This window comes from Enterococcus sp. BWR-S5, assembly GCF_016745255.1.
GTDB lineage: Bacteria > Bacillota > Bacilli > Lactobacillales > Enterococcaceae > Enterococcus_L.
The window spans coordinates 54,237-73,972 of record NZ_JADOEQ010000001.1 but is presented as its reverse complement, the minus strand read 5'-3'; the positions used below and the strand labels follow the sequence as shown (position 1 = coordinate 73,972).

The following is a 19,736-nucleotide window of genomic DNA, read 5'->3' as shown; positions in this document are numbered from 1 at the left end:
CAGCTAATAGCCGTGGACTAAACAACTTTATCACTAAACGCTGCTGAGTTAATTACGTATTCCTGATTTCCCACCTCAACTCTATAATACGGGTTGCCTTTCGTGGATGGATAGTAGCCAATAACATGAATAACCTTGTTATTTATGTCTAAAGTTTTGGTCGTTGTATGATTTGGTACTCGTGCAAAATAACGATTTACAAGGACATCATCATCTACAAGATAAACATTATAGTTCTTTTCACCCATCAATAAATACTGATCGACCACTTGTTTGGATTGAATATAATTCCCCTTGAAATCAAGCTCAGCACCATAAGGCACAGAGGAAGTGATGTCCCCATTATTATAAACAACTGAGGCGTCTTCCTCAGAAAACAGCCATGAAGCCAATTTTCTTGGCTGTTCCCAAGTTAAGCCGGCCATCGCCAAAGCGGCAGCATCTATTTTACTGCTCTTGACACCATTCACATTTTCCAGCGGACTTCCATACACCCCAACCGCCCAAGAACTCATGAACTCGGTACCTAAAACATTATCTCTGATTGCATTCTCTCCATCAACACCACCGCCCAAGTGAGTAATCCCCAAAGCATGACCAATTTCATGGATTAATGTCGCTTCTTTCCAGTTGTTTTTGAATGCTTCCGGCAATGTTGTCTCATCCAAATGCCAATGGTTTGGATAGAATAAGATTCCTTCACCACTATACGTTTGGCCGCCTAATGGGTAAATGAGTTTTCCATTTACCTCAACACCATTTGCATCACTATCACTGATTGTTTCATCACTTTCCGCTTGAGTATCAACGATTTCCACAATTTTAGCACCTGCTAAGGTGTTCCAATATTCTGCTGCTGATTGAGCCATCTGTGCTGTCATCATCTCAGAAGTGTTGTACAATTTCAAAATACCATCACTACCAACAAAGTTCGTTAGATTAGCCCCCATCAGCTGATAGACATAATCAGTGGATACAGTATCTAAGCTGGTATTCCCTGTATAAGTATCACCATGAGTGATACTTGTTAATTTTTCAAGTTCGGCTTGATGATAAATGTTCTTCGTGATTTTTCCGCCTACATTACAATATTGGGGTGTCAACTGATTTTCAGTTACTTGTTGATTTGCTGCTCCATTTTCAGCAAAGGCGTCTATTTTTCCAATAAATAAACACCCAGCAACAGCTAACATTGAAGATAAAATTAGACCTCTTTTTTTCATTTCCATTCTCCTCTACTTATAGTATGTACATAACAAATTATACTATTAATGTATCCCTCAGTACATGAATGGCAAAAAAAATATGGCGATTATCTCTACATCGTTTTTGATAACTAGCTACCAGCATTCTCAAATTGGGCTAGAAAATATCGTATGAATTACATCACTCCTTAGCAATAGCTGCGGCTCTTTCCCAAACACAAAAACACAGACTTGAGCTAATGTTGCTCCTCGTCTGTGTCTATTTCCCTACAATTCTCGATGCTATACTATTTCGTTCAGTTGCCTAAAATAGCAAGCAGCTCATCCAACTGCTTAATCTCATACGTCGGCTCAATCCCGGAAGCTTTTTCCAGTTTTGCAGGATTCAGCCAAACGGTTTGAATATCTGCTCTTTGTCCACCCGCGATATCAGAATTCAGCGAATCACCGATAATCAATGTTTTCTCCTGTTCAAAGGCAGGGATTCTTTCAAATACATAATCAAAATATTCCTTCATCGGCTTTTGATACCCGATTTCCTCAGATACAAAAATATCATTGAAGAAAGGACGGAGCTTGGAATCATCCAAGCGCTTGTATTGAATTTTCGCGATGCCATTTGTCACGACATACAGCTCATAGTCAGGCTTCAACTGCGTCAAAATCTGGCGGCTGTTCCCAAGAAGATCATGCCCTTCACTTAGAAACTGCTGATACTTCAAGCCCATTTCTTCGCCATCCACTTTTTTTCCGAATTGCTCAAACAGCTTTTGGAATCGAGTCTTACTAATTGTTTCTTTCGTGATGTTCCCTAGCTCAAATTCCTTCCAGAGATTACGATTAATCAGCTGATACTGCTGCTCAATCTCCTGCGTCAGCTCCAACTGTTCTTCGGAAAACAGCGTATATAGTGCCTGCCTCTCTGTTGCTCGAAAATCCAGCAAGGTGTCATCTACATCAAATAATAGTGTTTTAAATTTCATGCCATTCACTCATTTCTATTTTTCGTTTCAAAATAAGGCATTAGCTGCTTCAGCTCGGAAGCATTCAGCCTTCTATACATACCAGGTGCAAGCTCCGTCGTTAAGCTTAACGGTCCCATACTGAGACGCTTTAGAAAAACAACTTTTTTTCCTACCGATAAAAACATCTTCTTTACCTGATGGAATTTGCCTTCTTTTATATCTAGGTATGCGCGACTTTCCTCAGGGGAACTGGTCAAAATCGTTAGTTCTGCCGGTTGGCATTGTTCACCGCCAATAAAGGTTATTCCTTCTGCAAAACGCTGGTAATCCAATTCATCAAGCGCCCCATTGACAACGACTTCATAACGCTTTACGACTTTTTTTTCAGGATGCATCAGCTCATACCCCAGCTGACCATTATCTGTTATCAACAGCAAACCCTCCGTATCACGATCCAACCGTCCAACAGGATACAGCTTAGGCGTCCGCTCCTCTGCACGAATCAAATCAATCACAGTTGTATGCTCGCTGTCTTTCACAGCCGTCACCACTCCTTGCGGTTTGTTCAACATAAAGTAAGCGTGACCGGTGAAATCCAATTGTTTTCCGGCGACTACTACGGTATGAAGAGCAGGTTCCACATTGAACCCTTCCTCTCGAACTATCTGATTATTCACACAAACCAAACCACGCTGAAATAAGCGCCTGACTGCCTTTCTCGATCCTACTTGCTGCTGCTCCAATACCTTATCTAAACGCATCTTTCTTCTCCATCACAATAATCCTAAATTATACAGGAATCCCGTGAAAAAACAACTTTGATTGCTTTTTACCTATCGGATACCTCGAAAGCAACTCATAAAACCTCTCTTTCCTAAACACTACTCTTATTGTATAATTAATTTCGGTTGTTAAAAAAAGTTTACTAAATCAATTTTTTTAAAGGAGTAGTATATGATAGAGGTAAGTGCAGAAACAAAAGAGACTGTGGGAAAAATAATTTTAAAGGAAAGAATCATAAAGCTATCGATTTTATTCGTCTTAATCATTTTCGGGTATTTGGTTTTTCAAATTTATCCAAGCGACTATTCTTTGCTTGATACAATCGGAAGCTCAAGAACAACGATTGAAGACGTCGAACATATTTTTGGCCCACCAAAGCAACATTTTACAGAAGAGAATGCTTTAACGGAGAAGTTGACTATGCTACTGAAGGAAAGTGATCGTGACATACGGCAGCTTTCAGAAAAACCAGATGACTACTCTACCAAAGAGAGCGAAAGCATTCTGTACAGCAATCGAGTGTTATCGAGAGCTGAAAACATACTGAAAAACACCTTTGTTCCTGATGGTGAGTTGACTATTCTTGAATATGACTACAGAGGAACACCAGTCTTCATCTTTTTTGATCGTGGCTACTATCAAGGAGCCTATCCGGGATTTCCTAAAAAAACTAACAATGAGCAATTATTTTGGAAAAATCTTTTTAGAGAATACTATATCAGCTTTACCGAAACTTCAAGAGGGGGTATTCTTTCTTTACGCGGAAGCTTTTTAGCGCCGTTTCGCTAAGAAACAGCGTCACGTTATCAAATAAAATTGATAACGTGACGCTGTTTTTGTATTCTCGATTTCCTTAGCAATTTCACCTGCAATATGTTTCTCCCGACTGGTATGTAGCGACAGAACTATCGTGAAAAATAAGGTGGTGTGTTCCATTATTAAGCGCTGTACAAAACAGTTTAGAAAAACTCCCTTTTCAATAAAAACGTTCCAGATGAAAAGTAAAACGTTTTTGACATTCCTCAATCTTAAAACTGACACATAAGACTAAGAAACAGCTTTATATGATTAAACCATTTTTTAAGGTATAGACTCTATTATAGTTAAGTCATTGAGAGGCCACTCAAAAAACACGTTGAAAGGAAGTTCTAAATATGAAAAAGTTAAAATCAAAAGTGTTATTGGCGTTACTAGTTGCTTCGGTCATTATTCCTGTTCTGGCTCCTGAACAAGCTTCGGCTGAAAAAGGTGGTGGTGAAAACCAAGCAGCCCCAACATCAGAACGTGCACTTCTTTCTCCGGAAGCACGCCTGACTATGTATCGAGAATCCGGTAGGTATTATCCGGATCGGACGCGTCCTGTCAAAAACAGCCCTAGTATGTCAGCACCTACAGTAGCGAATTATTACAGAGGCGAAAGTCTATACTATGACTACTATTGCTACTCCGGCGGTTATGTTTGGTTAAGCTATCGCTCAGCCAATGGTACACGTCGCTATGTTCCTTGGAGAATTCAAAACGGTACTCGATTCGGCTATATTATCTGATAAACAATAAAGAAAGAGACAATCTAATCTTTAGACAGAAAAGTCAAAGATTAGATTGTCTCTATTTATCAGTCCAGACGTATTTAGTTACGCATTTATCATCAAGGTGTATTCCCTTTTAAAGAACAATCCATGCCAAAATCGCCAACAGCACATTTAGCACCAAGCTGATATATGTGGGAATAACGTATTTCTTTCGACCTTTAAGCCTGCTGTATATAAGTATTGCAATCGTTAAGACTTGAAGTCCCAAAGAAAAGCCTGGCGCCTCAAAAAGATTGGAAAAGGAAATAACAAAGCTGATATACGAATAAACCACACAGGTAAACAGCCAGGAATCATTCTTGAGGTTGTCAAAACCATTCTTACGCATACATTTGCTGAACTTTTTCAAGGCTCTCTTTGTGCCATGGCACACGCGCAATTTTCTTATTGATTTTGAAATGAAGCTTCTTTCCTTCTTTGTTCAAGATAAGCAGCTTGTCCTGCAAAATTCCCTTTTTAAATCGGATAGTCTGAATTTCATCATGATAGATAAAATTACTTTTTTCTGTCAAAAGCTCATTGTTCATCACGTTGCGTTGGATGAACAGTAGTCCTTCCTCTTCAATACTCAGATTATACATTCTCAGAGATAGACTCGACAGTGCGCCGAAAAGCATGACTTTACCAAATGAGCTGGGGTTATTCATCACAGAAAGATTCAATGACTCAGAGTCATACCCCATTTCTTTTTTTATACCATTGATATAATGCTCTTCAAACCATTTTTGTGTTTTTTTCATTTGTTGTACTCCTCCTTAATTACAAAATAAAAGTATAGCGAAGAATTAAGTCAGAAGCAAACACATTTTTTACATTATTCGTAGTTTCAGCAGTAACGGTTTCGTTCCATTTCATTCTCCGAATCGGCTACTTTTTTCCTTTTCGATAATTGAACGCCATTTGCAGACAAACCTTCAGCTCTTCAACCGGCAGCTCTTCGTGTACAGAAAACAGGATTGCTCGATTCCCTGAAAAAGTTAAACGGTCACCAAATAAGCCACGCCATTGCTCCACTAGCGTTGTTTGACAATGGACAAAGAGAGCTACCTCTTCTTCTGAATAGCGATCAATTCGAACCGGGGTGCCGTTCTTTGCAGCAAAAGACAGCTGATTCCATTTCAAACTTTGGTTAAGCGACTCTTCCCCACTAGTCGTAATCAGCTCGTACAGCTCTGACAGCTTAGCCTTTTGCAGCTCTGAATATTGTCCATATAGCTCTAGAATCGTATATTTTTGTTGCATTTCCAGTCCCTCTTTCTATGTTCAACTTGACTATTTCAACGAAATTATCGGCTTACTTATTCCCCGGGCATACCGTCAGCCATTTTGCCTCAGCCTGCATCACACCATTATCGTCCAGCCCCCATTCTCCTTTATAATCTAAATCAATCATGTCGCCTTCTTTCAAACTGGTTATCGGAAATGCTCTGCCATCTAAATAGCTGCTGGAAATCTTAGTAGAGGCCTTTATCTCTGCCTTTGCTTCAGAATGAATCACATTTGCATAGATTGTTACGACATTATTATCTGAATCAACAGTTACCTCATTCACGTACCCTCTAAAATCTAATGTCTGCGCCTTAGGAAATAATCTATCTGGCAGATAGACGATGGCCAGTATTAGACCAACAGACAGCAAATACAAAATAAGTGTTTTCCCCGATGTCTTTTTCATTTCATGCCTCCCATATAATCTTCTCTCATTAATTTATTGCCTATCAACCAATATAACTATTTATTTTTAAGCATAATAAGGAGGAATTTCTTCTTCCTTCGGCTCACGGACATACTTGGCAAGTCGCTTTTGGCAGGCACCAAAAGCTATAAAATTCTTTTCACCTTCCTGCAAGGTCATTCCATGATTGCAAGCACTCTTATGTGTATCCTTTTTCAAAAATACATCATTCTCCCAAAAACAGACCGGACAAATGTATCCGATTGCTTCTCTATCCGGCACCGGTAAAGTCAAATAACCACAACACAAACAACGATACCCCATCTACTCTTCCTCCTGTCTTACTTACTATGTCCATTATACCTCACTAAAACAGCCAGCTGAATTCTTCTCTGAAGAAATAGTAATCGTCTTTTGATTTCAACCTGTTTTTACTCAATTCAACCTTAAGAATTTTGTAATACCTCTACCTATAAAAAAGACTTCTAGCCGCTTTCCTTGACTTCATGTCAAAACCGCGTTATGGTTGAATAGTAAAGTGAATATCATAGGTTTCTCAAAAACAGCGTAATGACCTGGAAGAGAAAGGTATCATAATGGAATTTCCAGGGGACGATTATGTTGTAATCGCCCTCTTTTTGCATTCTGTGAAATCTCCTTTATGTTGCATTTTTGTTTAGCCAAATAAATTCACTCACTATTGAAGGAGGAATTTAGGTTATGTCAGTTTCATTAGAAGTTCAAGAAAGAGCCGTCCGTCCCCGTTCACTTAGAAATGAGCTACGTCACTCCGGAAAAATCCCTGCTGTTGTTTATGGCTATCAAGTTGAAAGCACACCCATCACAGTGGATGAAAAAGAGCTAACAAAAATCCTGCGTGATAATGGTGCCAACACAGTAATTTCACTAAGCGTTGGCGGGAAAAAAATCAATACCTTGGTTTACAAAACACAGCTTGATACCTTTACCAGCAAAATCAAGCACGTAGAATTTTTAGCGGTAAACATGTCAGAAGCAACAGAGGTTGAAGCAGAAATCGTGTTGACTGGTGAGTCAGCAGGTGTGAAGTCAGGTGGCGTCCTTGCGCAAAACCTATATTCTGTCATCGTCTCCGCAACTCCGGAAAATCTTCCTGAAAGCGTTGAGGTCGACATTAGCGGCTTAGCAATCGGTGATGCTTTAACGGTTGCAGATATTTCGAAAAATGACAAATTTACCATTGTTACTGATGGCGAAGAACAGATTGTCAGTGTCGTAGAAGCACAAGAAAACATTGAAGAAACACCAGCAGAAGCTGCAGAGCCGGAAGTTATCGGTGAAGACAAAGAATAACAAGGGCACTTGCCTCAAGATAAAGATTGAATAAAGGCTTTACGCAGCTGACTCACCAAAAACTATCGGTGAGTCAGCTGTTTCTTTTTTGATTTGTATCCATAATTTACCAATTGTATCCGTTTTATTTTACTATATTAAAAAAATAGGCTTCTTTAAGCGTTTCCAACTTACTTTTTACTAAAATAATCCTCCCGAGACTTAATGTGTTATGGTAAAATTTAAACATTGCACTGAAAGGAGGAGTAAAATGTTTGTTGGTATTTTAGCGTTGGCTTGGTATATTATTGTAATTGTTCAAGAATTTTTGTCTTTCGGAACTGCTTATCGTAAGACGAAAGCAAATGGTGACAATGGTGTGTCTCTTTATGGCTGGTTTATCGTTTATGGCCTTGCTGCACTTGTTCCATATCTAGGTTTTCACCTTTGGAAAAAAAGTCAAGAATATGACTTTAAATAAGCCGCTTTACTGGCTTGCTTAATAATGTGAATGAAATGACCACTACACTAACAGGTGAGTGGGAATTTCATTCACTTTTTCTTTTGTCGAACGGTCAGTTCTTATATTCGCTTCAGCTTCATGCCTCACGGCAGCCAAGTATAAATGTCTTCTTTTCATCTTACACGTTCCACCTAAACATACTCTTTCAATAGAGAAACAGATGTGGGGAATCTTCTTTCGATTTGGGGTATACTAACAATAAGCTAATAAGGAGGGGTTTTTATGTTTGAAACATTTGACAGAAGCCGCAGCCGCTACGCTTCACTGGGGGTTGTCTCCAGTCTACCCGGAGAGCTGATTGACAGCATCTGGCTGATTATTGATTTGAATTTGAAGGGTGTGATACCTTTAACAAACATGCTTGCTTTTGACGTAACGAACAATAATGGTTGGGTAACACTTAGATTTTCTCAAGAATTCAGTGATGTGGAGATGGCGGTTGATTTGGCTTATGCCTACTCAACAGAATTTCCAGAACGAGTCTTTGCTTTTGATGATGGAACGAGAGAAACGATTCTATTGCCGACAGAGATATCTGAACATTCCTAATTTCCATTTGAGAATCTCTTTTAAATCCAAATAAAAACTGTGGTTCGATGATGAACCACAGTTTTTCATTTTCATATTGTCATTCAACTATTCCTCTACATAAGCGGTTCGATAAGAAACGGTTCTGCCGAAAGAGAAGACCTGTAAGTCCTTCAAACGGTCAGATTTCAAGTACCCAATCGCACCTTGATACAACGGTAATACTGCTGCATCCTCCTGGACAAGCGTTTTTTCAAGTGCCAGTAATTTTTCCCAACGTTTTTCCGGCTCGTTTGCCAAGGTGATTCGTGCATCATTCAAGCCTTTATCATAGTCAGCATTATCATAGCCGGCAGTATTCAAGCCGCTCTTTGAATCGTAGAATTCTAAGAAGTTGATTGGGTCAGCGTAATCCGGTGTCCAAGTTCCGAAAACCAAATCAAAGCTGCCTTCTGTTTGTAAATCCAATCTGTTTTGTAAGGGAATGGATTTCAGTTTGATGGTCAAACCGGATAAATTTTCCTGCAGCTGACCTTGAACATATTCGATGGTCTTTTTCGCAATCGCTGAATCTGCGGACATCAGCTCCAGCTCAATCTCATCTTTGCCAAGCTCTTCCTTCGCCAGCGCCCATTCCTTCTTCGCTGCATCCAGATCATACGGCAGCAGATTGCCATTTTCTTCTCGGAAATCCTCCCCGCTATCTGGGTCTTTCGCAAAATCCTTAGGAACAAAGCCATTTAAGGCTGTCGACCCATCACCCAAAATATCCGTTGCAAAGGCTTCTTTATCAATTGCTTGAAGAATCGCTTTACGTGCATGAATATTTCCAGTGACTTCTCTTTTGTGGTTTGGACTTAAGTAGCCAACCATTGCTTTAGGAATGAAATACGCTTGTGGTGAATCCTTGTATTGTAAGGCATAGGTATCTGCCAAAACAGTATAATCTAAATCGCCACTATCAAATAAATTGGTACCTGTTGCAATCTCTTTCAAGACCTGTACATTTATTGTATCCAGCTTTACATTCTTTTGATCCCAATAATCAGGATTTTTCGTCAGCTTCCAGCTTTCTGTCGTACCATCCCAACCCGAAATCAGAAACGGACCGTTCCCCACAAAATCATCGGACGAAGTGCCATACGCGGTTCCCTTTTCCTCTGCAAATGTCGCATTTTTCGGCATAAACGGTGTACCGACCAATGCCTGAGAAAGATAAGGAGCCGGATATTCTAATGTTAGCTCTAAGGTCTGGTCATCGATGGCTTTCACACCAAAATCGTCTAAGGATAGTTCACCATCACGAATCTTTCGACCATTTTTAAAGATATCCATTTGATTACTGCTACTGGAGCCATATGCCGGATCAACCACGTTTTTAAACGCATAAACAAAATCATCAGCTGTCACGGAATCTCCATTTGACCACTTGGCATCTCTCAATTTAAATGTATACACAAGGCCATCATCACTAACAGTTGGCTCTTCAGCCGCCATCGCAAGCTCCGGGTCTTGATTCTTGTTTAAGCGATAAAGACCTTCAGCCAGCTGACCAATCATGTCTGAGCTGTAAACATCTGTATAGTGGGCACTATCTAACGTGGACAATTCTCCACCGGAAGCCACATTAATCTCCTGCTTTACTTCCTTCGTCTCACCGGAAGAATCACTGCTGCTCTGGCCTCCGGTACTGCAAGCACTAAGCAGCAACGCTGACACGACCAATAATAAACTAAATTTTTTCATTTTCTTTCCTCCCTCTATTCCTTTACTACCATTCACTTTTTAACGATGTTTCTTTCCAACCATCAACAGTCAATTTTACTCTCCAGTTATTACGAAAGGATAACAGTATAAAAAAGCGAAAGTTAAGAACGTCACAAAAGTATTTTTATTTTTGCTCTTCCTACTATTTTACCTGAAAAGAAACGAATTCTTAACTTATATGCCTGAATTTTTCTTCTATTTTCCAGTTGACAGAATCGAAGGTCGGTGATAAAGTAATACAAAACAAAGAACAGAAGAGTAGCTTAATTATTTGTCTATAGAGAGTCTTCGGCTGGTGGAAGAAGACACAAATCAAAGTGAACCACATCTGGGAGTTGATATACTGAATACGTAGTAGGTATATCCGGGTTGGCCCGTTACAGCAAAAGTCTAAGACTTTACGAGACTGTTATTGTGAGATAGCAGTAAACAAAGGTGGAACCACGATTCTTCGTCCTTTGGCATAACTATGCCAAAGGACTTTTTTATTTCTACACATTCTATAAAATATATGAAAACAAATGGTCGGAACAAGTAACTGCTCTCCCTTTTCTGAACAGAGAATGCTTCAAACGCTGAAAGAAGCATCAGAAAGCCAGTAGTGAACACACCCGTACCTGTCAGCTTCTGAACAGGACAATTCAGTAAGAAGCTGCGGTACTCTCCGTTATCAGAGGAAGCATTCACTCATTGAATGCTCATGAGACTGCTCTCGTAAGACGGCAGTAAATTGAGGTGGAACCACGGTTAATCGTCCTCTTGGCAGAAATGCTGAGAGGACTTTTTTTATTTTTCGTTGGAAAGCTACACCTTTTCAACAACGAATTATCAAATGATATTGGAGGAAGTAAGATGGATTATGTATGGGAAATTTTGCCCGCCTTATTAAGCGGGGCTGGGATGACAATCAAGGTGTTTATCTTCACCTTACTTGGTTCGATTCCTTTAGGGATTTTAGTTGCTTTTGGTTTGCAAACACGATTCAAACCATTGACTTACCTGATCAATGTGTATGTATGGCTGATGCGGGGAACGCCATTATTACTGCAGTTGATTTTTGTCTTTTACGGCTTGCCGCTGGTAGGCATCGTATTTGAACGGTACGATGCAGCATTATTTGCATTTATTCTTAATTATGCTGCTTACTTTGCAGAAATCTTTCGTGGTGGGATTCAATCTATTCCACAAGGTCAGTACGAAGCAGCCAAAGTTCTTCGCCTGACAAAGCTGCAAACGATTCAGAAAATCATTTTGCCTCAGGTAATTAAAATTGTTTTGCCGTCTATCGGAAATGAAGTAATCAATTTAGTCAAAGATACCTCCTTGATTTATGTCCTCGGACTTGGTGATTTACTAAGAGCCGGGAAGATTGCCATGAGCAGAGATGTGACCATTCTACCGTTAGCCTTAGTGGGCGTCATCTATCTTTTGTTCACAGCTTTCCTAACACTACTTTCAAAAAAAATCGAGAAATATTACCAATACTACAGATAACAAGGAGGACACTACTATGTTAACTATCAAGAATCTAACAAAAAGCTTTGACGGGCGAACAATTATTGATCGTTTGAATCTGGAAATACCTGACGGAGAAATTTTAACAATTGTTGGTCCTTCCGGAGGTGGGAAAACAACATTGCTGCGCTGTCTCGCCGGTTTAGAAACAATCGATTCAGGGGAATTATTGGTTGACGGGACAGCCTTTGACCCGGTTTCGATGGATAACGCCGATCAAGTAGTCGGAATCGTGTTTCAAGATTTCCAATTGTTTCCACATCTATCTGTGCTAGACAATATTACACTTGCACCTACGCTATCATTAAAACAGGGAAAACAAGAAAGCATTGATGAGGCTCTTAGTCTCCTTGAAAAATTCGGCTTATCAGGAAAAGAGTCTCTTTATCCCTACCAGCTTTCCGGCGGGCAAAAGCAACGTGTTGCACTAGCTCGCGCATTAGCCATGAAGCCAAAGGTTCTAGGGTATGACGAACCAACCAGTGCCTTGGACCCGGAACTGCGTCAACAGGTCGAAGCAGTCATTCTAGGGCTAAAGGAACAAGGGATTACCCAAATCGTTGTTACCCATGATATGCAGTTCGCTGAAAACATTGCCGATCAACTACTAACTGTCGCACCGGTTCAATAGAAAGGAGCACATAATGAATAAAAAAAGCTATTGGCTGCTGCCAACCATTCTGCTGCTCTTCCTGAGTGTCGGCTGTGGCCGAAAAAAATCAGACACTGACCAATGGAACAGAATCGAAACAGATAAGCGAATCATTGTCGGACTGGACGATTCCTTCGTTCCTATGGGCTTTCAAAATAAATCAGGTGAAATCATCGGCTTTGATGTTGATCTTGCCAAAGCCGTATTTGCTCTTTATGACATTGAGGTGGATTTCCAACCAATCGACTGGTCAATGAAGGAAAACGAGCTGCAAAATCAAACGATTGACTTAATCTGGAATGGGTACTCCAAAACAGCAGAGCGTGAAGAAAAAGTACTGTTCAGCGATGACTATATGAAAAATGAACAGGTGGTTGTTTCTCTTAAGAAAAATGGTATTACTCAATTTTCTGATATGAAGGACAAAATACTCGGTGCTCAAAACGGCTCCTCCGGTTATCATAGCTTTGAAGATCAGCCGGAAATTCTGAAGGATTATGTAAAAGATCAGACACCTATACTCTACGATGGATTCAATGAGGCTTTTATGGACTTGAAAAGCGGACGAATCGACGGACTTCTAATTGACCGAGTATACGCCAACTACTATCTATCCCATGAAGATAACCTAGCAGATTATTCTATCGTTGTCGGTGACTTTGAAAGTGAAACCTTCGCTGTCGGTATTCGAAAAACAGATTCTCAGCTTGCAGAAAAAATTAATGAGGCTTTTGCTGTATTGCGTAAAAACGGTGAGCTGGAAAAAATCTCCGAAACCTGGTTTGGCGAAGATGTCACAGCCATCCGCTAACATAAAAAAATACTGTCAATAATTAAAAACATCCAGTCGACTAACCGCTTATTCGCGGATTCGACTGGATGTTTTCTACTTTTCTAATGTAGAGATATCTGAATAATTTCCACTTAATTTTGTCACTTGTTGCTCATCAATCAACAGGAAATGCTGAAACATCTTTTCCAAGAAAAAGCGGTCATGGGACACGGTTAACAACGTACCTTCGAATTCTTCCAAAATTTCCTCAATTTCTTCTCGCGTCTCAATATCCAAGTGATTGGTTGGCTCATCCAACAGTAGAAAATTAACTTGTTTCTGCATTAGCTTAGCCAGTTCAAGACGAACCTTCTCGCCACCGCTTAAAAATCGCAATTGAGTCATCACATCATCTTTATAGAAGGAATAGCCGGCTAATAATCTGCGACTTTCCTGTTCACCTAAAGAGCACTCATACATAAACTCCTGTAGAATCGTGCGTTGAGGCTGTTCAAAAGCAATCATTTGGGGCAGATAGCCAATCGTCACTTTACTTCCCAGCTTCAATTCGCCACTATCCAACGCCTCTTCTTCCATAATCAGCTTCATCAGTGTTGTTTTTCCAGTACCATTTTCACCAATGATTGCTAAATGCTCCTTCCAATAAATAGCAAAATCACTTTCTGCAAACAATTGTCGGGAACCAAAGTTCTTCCTAATTTTTTTCGCCAATAGAACCTCTTTACCTGAACGATCACTCTTTTGAAAATTCTTACTTCCCAGCTTGCTGGTGTCCTCTTTTGGTTTAGGAATCTTCTGTATCTTCTCTAAGCGACGTTCCAGCTCCTTAGCCTTCTTGAAGAATTTCTCATTATCACCTTCGTGCCCCCATTGACGAAACCGTCGTATTGCCAGCTTCATCTTTTGAATTTCCTTCTGCTGTTCTGCAAAATCTTTACGCAGTTTTTCTATCCGTGCTTCCTTTTGCTCCTTATAAGCCGTATAATTTCCGGAATAGGTCCATGCCTGACCATCCTCGATTTCAATAATTTTTCCTACTACATTATTTAAAAACTGACGGTCATGGGAAACAATCACACAGGCTGTCTTTTCATGAACCAAGTAGCCTTCCAGCCAGCGAATTCGCTGAACATCTAAATGATTGGTCGGCTCATCCAACAGCAGCACATCCTTTTGCTGAAGAAGAATACGCGCTAGATTAATAATTGTCTGCTCTCCGCCACTCAAAGCATTGAAGGACTGATCTAATAAATGAGCGACCATCAATCCGTTTGTAATCATCTCTAAGCGACTCTCAACCTCGTAACCGCCCGCTGTTTCAAATTCTTCCTGTAGTTTCCCATATCGACCCAGCGTTTTTTCCAAATCCTCTTCCGGGTCACACATCTTCTGCTCCAATACCTTTAACTGCTTGTGTAGATGATTCACTCGGTCAAAGGAAGCCAGCAAATATTCTCTGACCACCGTTTCTTCTGTCTCAGGTACCTGTGCCAAATAACCAACCACCGCATTTTTTTGAATACTGACCGTTCCTTTATCTGCTGATTCCAAGCCAATAATCATTTTTAGAATCGTTGATTTACCGGAGCCATTTGTTCCGACAATTCCGATACGTTCCCCTGCTTCGACCTTTAGGCTCACATTTTCAAATAGCGGATATGTGCTGTAATTTTTTTCTATTCCTTGTAATTGTATTAACATTTTCTTCCTCTTCCCGCCACTCAGTCTCTCTACAGGAATCTTGTTGAAGTCAATTTTCGTTCAAAAAAAGCCATAGGAAATACTACCCATGACTTACTTTGTTATTTAACTCATTTATAGAATTCAAATGAATAAGTCTGAATGGTCTCTTTATTTGATTTTTTCTTCACTTTTAGACACACTGGTACCTTGAACGAAAAAATCGGAAATAATGTTATAGCAAAAATAAATAAACCCAAGAAAATCAAAAACTCTATATGTTATTTTTGACATAACGACCATCACGCTTATTCACCACCTTTTTCTTTTTTTGTTATTGTATCATGAAGTGTGCGGCTCTGCAATCTGTCTATTTACAATAACGGGCCAAGCGCTCTTCAAGTGTTCCCGTATGCAGCTCGAATAAGTGATTGTCATAGTCATAAAAGTAAATCGACTGACCTTCCCCAGAGACACGTGCACGACCGTCCTTAATTTCCAAACCAAGCGAACGGATTCTATCCAGATAGTCATCTACTTCCGTTGCATCAATTTTAAATGCGATGTGATTGTAAGTCCTTGTTGGCAAGCTCTTCCCCTCCATGATTGCTATCCATAAATCATCAATTAAGAAAAATTTTTCCTTTGCGACAGAGAAGGTCTCTTCTCCGCTGGAATAGACTTCTTCCGCAGTAAAAACTGTTTTAAAAAAAAGAGCTGCCTTGTTCAAATCATGAACAATAAATGTCATGTGACTGATTCCTTGCATTAGCTATCCTCCTATTAAAATTCGCTTCGTTTTTTCATTATAGGTCACTTCTTTTTTTTCGTCCAGATTATTAGAAAAACTGAACGAGCTTGGGCAGCTTCCTCGATACCACAAAATTATTCTTATAAAACGCAGTATAACCAGACATGCTATAATCATTCTAAAGGATGAAAAAGGAGAAGCATTAATGAAAAGAAAGCGTTGGTTCGTAGGAATTTTTTTACTTAGCATGCTGCTATTGTTAACAGGCTGTTTTTTAAAGAACAACAGTCGGGATATTTTACAAGCTCTAAAGGCTAAATATAATGAAAAATTTGTCATCGTTGAACATCCTGATAGAAATAATGGATACTTCAAAATATCACCAAAGGGAAATCCCGATTTAGTCTTTGACGCACGTTACCGTTTTTCAGGAGATGGCAGCGTTATTCCCAAATTCAAAAACCGCTTAACTGACAATTATGATCATCTATTGCTGGAAAATTACGCCGAATGGCTGCGGAATAAGTATCCTGAGTTGGGTTTGTCTATTAATGACAGCGGGGTTCGGGTTATTGTGTCCGTCAATTCCTATGAAAATATCAATCAGGTCTATGATTTGCTGCAGCACTTTGATGAAAGTGAACACCCCTTAGTCCCACACCAATCATTTGATGTCTATAAGGAATGGTTTTTCGCAAGTATTCTATTTTCCGATGGTACTCTTTTACCGGTAGACAGCTTTATTGAGAATAGTGATTACACTAGTTTTTACGATACAGTTTTCCCAGAGTATTTATGTTCTGAACGTACAGAGGGAAATGATTTATCAAATATTCCGGAAAAGGAACTGGCTCAGTATCCTGCGAATTATCTGGCAAGAGTCCATGTGAGTGACGCCCTCGATGAACAGCTATCCACTCGGCCATCCGCCTTTTCCTGGATTCGTTTTGACGATGATGGTGCTTGCTATGTAAGAAAAGAAAACCTTATCGATATGCTGCATACATTCGACCTTACTGTCTATTTAGAACAAAAAAAAGAAGCAGTTGACTTGTTATACTCTGATGGAGAATTGAAAGTTAAAACTTTTGAAGGGGAGCTTGTTACAGTCTCAGAGGACACCACTCTTACTTGGAATAATCAGGATAATACACAGATTTTCTATCCTCTTACCGGAGAAATACGAAGCAATGAAAAAACCTATCTAATAGCGCAGGAAATGATGGAATACCAACTACAGCGGCAAGGCTATCCCTTGAACGACATGGCAGATTTGCTGGACTTAGAGATGACCTTCGACAAAAGAACAGGTCTTCTCTCTATACAATAAATAGAAAGATAGTCTGTATTGTTTTAATATATTGACACACAAAGTGTCAGCTAACGGCAGTCGATAGGCACGGAGCATTGCCTACCTTCATACAAAAACAGGAAGCAGACGGACATAGGTCCACCAGCTCCCTGTTTTTGTAATTTAATTTGCTACAATATTTACCAATTTATCAGGTATAACGATAACCTTACGAATCGTCTTCCCTTCAAGGAATGGCTTCATATGCTCGGAAGCCTTCGCTTTCTCTTCCAGCTCTTCCTTGCTTAAGCCACGTGCTACAGTTGCCTTGTCTCTGACTTTTCCGTTCACTTGGAAAACAACTTCAATTTCGTCTTCGACCATTTTGCTTTCATCATAGGCTGGCCATGGTACATAAGTCAGGCTTTCTTCATTACCTAGAATAGACCATAGCTCTTCACTGATGTGCGGAGCAATCGGTGCTAACAATTGAACGAATCCTTCTACATATTCATACGGAAGTACTTCCGCTTTATTTGCCTCATTAACAAAAACCATTAGTTGAGAAATTGCCGTATTGAAATGCAGCTGTTCATAATCCTCTGTAACCTTCTTCACCGTTTGATGATAAACCTTCGTCAGCTTGTCATCGTTCATCGTTGTAATACGGTCACGCATTTTACCGTTTTCGTCTACAATTAGACGCCATACACGATCCAAGAATTTACGGCTGCCTTCCAGACCATTCTCACTCCAAGCAATCGCTGCTTCCAGAGGTCCCATGAACATTTCATACATACGCAGTGTATCTGCACCATACTTTTCAATGACATCATCAGGATTTACTACGTTTTTCAGAGATTTACTCATTTTTGCCGGTGCTTCCTCAAGCTGCTCACTGGTTTCGATATTTACCCAAGCACCATCACGTTTTTCAACCATGTTTGTTGGAACCAATGCTCCGCGAGAATCACGGAAGCTTTGTCCTAAAATCATCCCTTGGTTGAACAGTTTTTGATAAGGCTCTTTGGTTGGTACAACGCCAATATCATACAGGAACTTATGCCAGAAACGGGCATAAAGTAAATGCAGCACAGCATGCTCTGCCCCACCAATATAGATATCTACCGGCAGCCAGCGTTCCAGTTTTTCCGGATCGGCAATTGCTGTTTTATTATGTGGATCAATATAGCGCAGATGATACCATGAGCTGCCTGCCCATTGCGGCATTGTATTGGTTTCACGACGGCCTTTCTTTCCTGTTTCAGGATCAACCACATTAATCCAGTCTTCAATATTTGCCAGTGGTGATTCCCCTGTTCCACTTGGTTTGATATCGTCTGTTTTAGGTAATGTCAAAGGAAGCTCAGATTCCGGAACGGTCGTTGTCGTTCCATCCTCCCAATGAATCACAGGAATCGGTTCCCCCCAGTAACGCTGACGAGAAAACAGCCAGTCACGCAGGCGATAGCTGGTTTCTTTTTTACCAAAGCCTTTTTCTTCCAGCCATTCATTCATTTTCTTGATGGCCTCGTCCTTGTTCAAGCCGTTTAGGAAATCAGAATTGATATGCGCACCGTCACCAGTGTAAACAGCCTCTTCTACATTACCGCCCTCTACAACAGGTGTAATCTCAAGACCAAATGTTTTCGCAAACTCATAGTCTCGCTCATCGTGGGCAGGAACTGCCATAATCGCACCTGTTCCATAAGAAGCCAATACATAATCAGCAATCCAAATAGGAATTAATGCGCCGTTGACCGGATTTACAGCATACGCGCCTGTAAAGACTCCTGTCTTTTCTTTGGCAAGGTCTGTCCGATTCAGCTCTGACTTTTTAGATGCTTCATCGATATAGGCAGCTACCTGTTCACGCTGCTCATCTGTAACGATTTCCTGTACAAGCGCCAACTCAGGTGCCATGACTGCATAGGTTGCGCCAAACAGAGTATCAGGGCGAGTGGTAAATACCGTAAAATCTTTATCAGTGCCATCAATTTTGAAGGTTACATTTGCTCCTTCAGAACGGCCAATCCAATTTTTTTGCATTTCCTTGATATTATCAGGCCAATCTACCAGCTCCAAATCGTCCAATAGACGGTCAGCATAAGCAGTGATTTTCAGCATCCATTGGCGCATTGGCTTACGAATAACATCGTATCCACCACGCTCACTTTTACCATCAATCACTTCTTCATTGGAAATAACAGTTCCCAACTCAGGTACCCAGTTTACAGCTACCTCTGCTTCATATGCTAAGCCTTTTTCATACAGCTTTGTAAAAATCCACTGTGTCCATTTATAATACTCCGGATCAGTTGTATTGACTTCACGATTCCAATCATAGCTGAAGCCCAAAGAATTGATTTGACGTTTAAAGGTCTCAATGTTTTTCTTTGTAAAATCAGCCGGATCATTCCCGGTATCTAATGCATATTGCTCCGCCGGCAAACCAAACGCATCCCAACCCATTGGATGAAGCACGTTATACCCTTGACTTCGCTTCATACGTGACAGAATGTCTGTTGCCGTATAGCCTTCCGGATGCCCTACGTGAAGCCCTTGTCCTGACGGATAGGGAAACATATCCAACGCATAGAACTTTTTCTTGCCCGGCTCATCATGCGTATTGAACAGGTTGTTTTTTGCCCAATACTTCTGCCATTTCTTTTCAATCTGTTTGTGATCGTAATTCATGTTCTTCC

Annotated in this window: 21 protein-coding genes and 2 other annotated features; of the genes, 9 read left to right on the top strand and 12 right to left on the bottom strand. The window is 40.3% G+C overall.

Annotated features, from left to right (window positions below; all coding sequences use genetic code 11):
* Window positions 1-17: 17 nt before the first annotated feature.
* The 3 genes from IW510_RS00445 to IW510_RS00435 form a co-directional block, all read right to left on the bottom strand.
* A complete protein-coding gene (locus IW510_RS00445) occupies window positions 18-1,223 on the bottom strand; it encodes a hypothetical protein (protein WP_202055630.1) in 1,206 nt (401 codons plus the stop codon).
* A 278-nt stretch (window positions 1,224-1,501) separates the two neighbouring features.
* Window positions 1,502-2,188 carry a YjjG family noncanonical pyrimidine nucleotidase gene (locus tag IW510_RS00440; protein WP_202055628.1) on the bottom strand — a complete coding sequence of 229 codons (687 nt, stop codon included), beginning with the start codon at window positions 2,186-2,188 and terminating at the stop codon, window positions 1,502-1,504.
* 5 nt (window positions 2,189-2,193) lie between these two features.
* Window positions 2,194-2,931 carry a pseudouridine synthase gene (locus tag IW510_RS00435; protein WP_202055626.1) on the bottom strand — a complete coding sequence of 246 codons (738 nt, stop codon included), beginning with the start codon at window positions 2,929-2,931 and terminating at the stop codon, window positions 2,194-2,196.
* A gap of 193 nt (window positions 2,932-3,124) precedes the next feature.
* Between IW510_RS00435 and IW510_RS00430 the strand changes: the two genes are divergently transcribed.
* Together IW510_RS00430 and IW510_RS00425 are read left to right on the top strand one after the other, a co-directional pair.
* A complete protein-coding gene (locus IW510_RS00430; protein ID WP_202055624.1) occupies window positions 3,125-3,742 on the top strand; it encodes a hypothetical protein in 618 nt (205 codons plus the stop codon).
* A 365-nt stretch (window positions 3,743-4,107) separates the two neighbouring features.
* Complete coding sequence (locus tag IW510_RS00425; RefSeq protein WP_202055621.1) at window positions 4,108-4,500, top strand: SH3 domain-containing protein; 393 nt, start codon at window positions 4,108-4,110, stop codon at window positions 4,498-4,500.
* 118 nt (window positions 4,501-4,618) lie between these two features.
* On the opposite strand, the gene IW510_RS00420 is transcribed toward IW510_RS00425, so the two are convergent.
* From IW510_RS00420 to IW510_RS00400, 5 genes are all read right to left on the bottom strand, one after another.
* Window positions 4,619-4,873: a hypothetical protein gene (locus IW510_RS00420; protein WP_202055620.1), complete on the bottom strand. Its 255-nt coding sequence runs from the start codon at window positions 4,871-4,873 to the stop codon at window positions 4,619-4,621.
* A complete protein-coding gene (locus tag IW510_RS00415; protein WP_202055619.1) occupies window positions 4,866-5,285 on the bottom strand; it encodes a hypothetical protein in 420 nt (139 codons plus the stop codon). The genes IW510_RS00420 and IW510_RS00415 overlap by 8 nt, the downstream gene beginning before the upstream one ends.
* Before the next feature lie 127 nt (window positions 5,286-5,412).
* Window positions 5,413-5,787, bottom strand: a complete 375-nt coding sequence (locus IW510_RS00410) for a DUF1801 domain-containing protein (RefSeq protein WP_202055618.1) — start codon at window positions 5,785-5,787, stop codon at window positions 5,413-5,415.
* Between the two features lie 52 nt (window positions 5,788-5,839).
* Window positions 5,840-6,220: a hypothetical protein gene (locus IW510_RS00405; RefSeq protein WP_202055617.1), complete on the bottom strand. Its 381-nt coding sequence runs from the start codon at window positions 6,218-6,220 to the stop codon at window positions 5,840-5,842.
* Window positions 6,221-6,286: 66 nt separating this feature from the next.
* Window positions 6,287-6,544 (bottom strand): CPCC family cysteine-rich protein, encoded by a 258-nt coding sequence (locus IW510_RS00400; protein WP_202055616.1) that lies wholly within the window; start codon window positions 6,542-6,544, stop codon window positions 6,287-6,289.
* 396 nt (window positions 6,545-6,940) lie between these two features.
* On the opposite strand from IW510_RS00400, the gene IW510_RS00395 reads away from it, so the two are divergent.
* The 3 genes from IW510_RS00395 (at window position 6,941) to IW510_RS00385 (ending at window position 8,603) form a co-directional block, all read left to right on the top strand.
* Window positions 6,941-7,552, top strand: coding sequence for a 50S ribosomal protein L25/general stress protein Ctc (locus IW510_RS00395; RefSeq protein WP_202055614.1), 612 nt, complete (start codon window positions 6,941-6,943; stop codon window positions 7,550-7,552).
* Window positions 7,553-7,802: 250 nt separating this feature from the next.
* Window positions 7,803-8,012, top strand: a complete 210-nt coding sequence (locus tag IW510_RS00390; RefSeq protein ID WP_202055607.1) for a hypothetical protein — start codon at window positions 7,803-7,805, stop codon at window positions 8,010-8,012.
* Between the two features lie 264 nt (window positions 8,013-8,276).
* Window positions 8,277-8,603 (top strand): DUF960 domain-containing protein, encoded by a 327-nt coding sequence (locus IW510_RS00385; protein WP_202055605.1) that lies wholly within the window; start codon window positions 8,277-8,279, stop codon window positions 8,601-8,603.
* Between the two features lie 87 nt (window positions 8,604-8,690).
* On the opposite strand, the gene IW510_RS00380 is transcribed toward IW510_RS00385, so the two are convergent.
* Window positions 8,691-10,328, bottom strand: coding sequence for a peptide ABC transporter substrate-binding protein (locus IW510_RS00380; protein ID WP_202055603.1), 1,638 nt, complete (start codon window positions 10,326-10,328; stop codon window positions 8,691-8,693).
* A 258-nt stretch (window positions 10,329-10,586) separates the two neighbouring features.
* Window positions 10,587-10,811: a binding site (T-box leader), on the top strand.
* A 50-nt stretch (window positions 10,812-10,861) separates the two neighbouring features.
* Window positions 10,862-11,111: a binding site (T-box leader), on the top strand.
* Window positions 11,112-11,201: 90 nt separating this feature from the next.
* Here IW510_RS00380 and IW510_RS00375 point away from each other — a divergent pair.
* From IW510_RS00375 to IW510_RS00365, 3 genes are read left to right on the top strand one after another with little or no spacing between them, the layout of a single operon-like run.
* Entirely contained in the window at window positions 11,202-11,843 is a 642-nt protein-coding gene (locus IW510_RS00375; protein ID WP_202055601.1) for an amino acid ABC transporter permease, read from the top strand.
* A 16-nt stretch (window positions 11,844-11,859) separates the two neighbouring features.
* A complete protein-coding gene (locus IW510_RS00370) occupies window positions 11,860-12,495 on the top strand; it encodes an amino acid ABC transporter ATP-binding protein (protein WP_202055599.1) in 636 nt (211 codons plus the stop codon).
* Between the two features lie 13 nt (window positions 12,496-12,508).
* Complete coding sequence (locus tag IW510_RS00365) at window positions 12,509-13,327, top strand: amino acid ABC transporter substrate-binding protein (protein ID WP_202055597.1); 819 nt, start codon at window positions 12,509-12,511, stop codon at window positions 13,325-13,327.
* 75 nt (window positions 13,328-13,402) lie between these two features.
* Here the strand turns inward: IW510_RS00365 and abc-f are convergent, their stop codons facing one another.
* Together abc-f and fosX are read right to left on the bottom strand one after the other, a co-directional pair.
* Entirely contained in the window at window positions 13,403-15,010 is a 1,608-nt protein-coding gene (abc-f, locus tag IW510_RS00360; RefSeq protein WP_202055595.1) for a ribosomal protection-like ABC-F family protein, read from the bottom strand.
* A gap of 349 nt (window positions 15,011-15,359) precedes the next feature.
* Window positions 15,360-15,758, bottom strand: a complete 399-nt coding sequence (gene fosX / locus IW510_RS00355) for a FosX/FosE/FosI family fosfomycin resistance hydrolase (RefSeq protein ID WP_202055593.1) — start codon at window positions 15,756-15,758, stop codon at window positions 15,360-15,362.
* A 187-nt stretch (window positions 15,759-15,945) separates the two neighbouring features.
* Here fosX and IW510_RS00350 point away from each other — a divergent pair, with 187 nt between their 5' ends.
* Window positions 15,946-17,070 (top strand): hypothetical protein, encoded by a 1,125-nt coding sequence (locus IW510_RS00350; protein ID WP_202055591.1) that lies wholly within the window; start codon window positions 15,946-15,948, stop codon window positions 17,068-17,070.
* A gap of 144 nt (window positions 17,071-17,214) precedes the next feature.
* On the opposite strand, the gene leuS is transcribed toward IW510_RS00350, so the two are convergent.
* Window positions 17,215-19,728 (bottom strand): leucine--tRNA ligase, encoded by a 2,514-nt coding sequence (leuS, locus tag IW510_RS00345; RefSeq protein ID WP_202055589.1) that lies wholly within the window; start codon window positions 19,726-19,728, stop codon window positions 17,215-17,217.
* Between the last annotated feature and the right edge of the window lie 8 nt (window positions 19,729-19,736).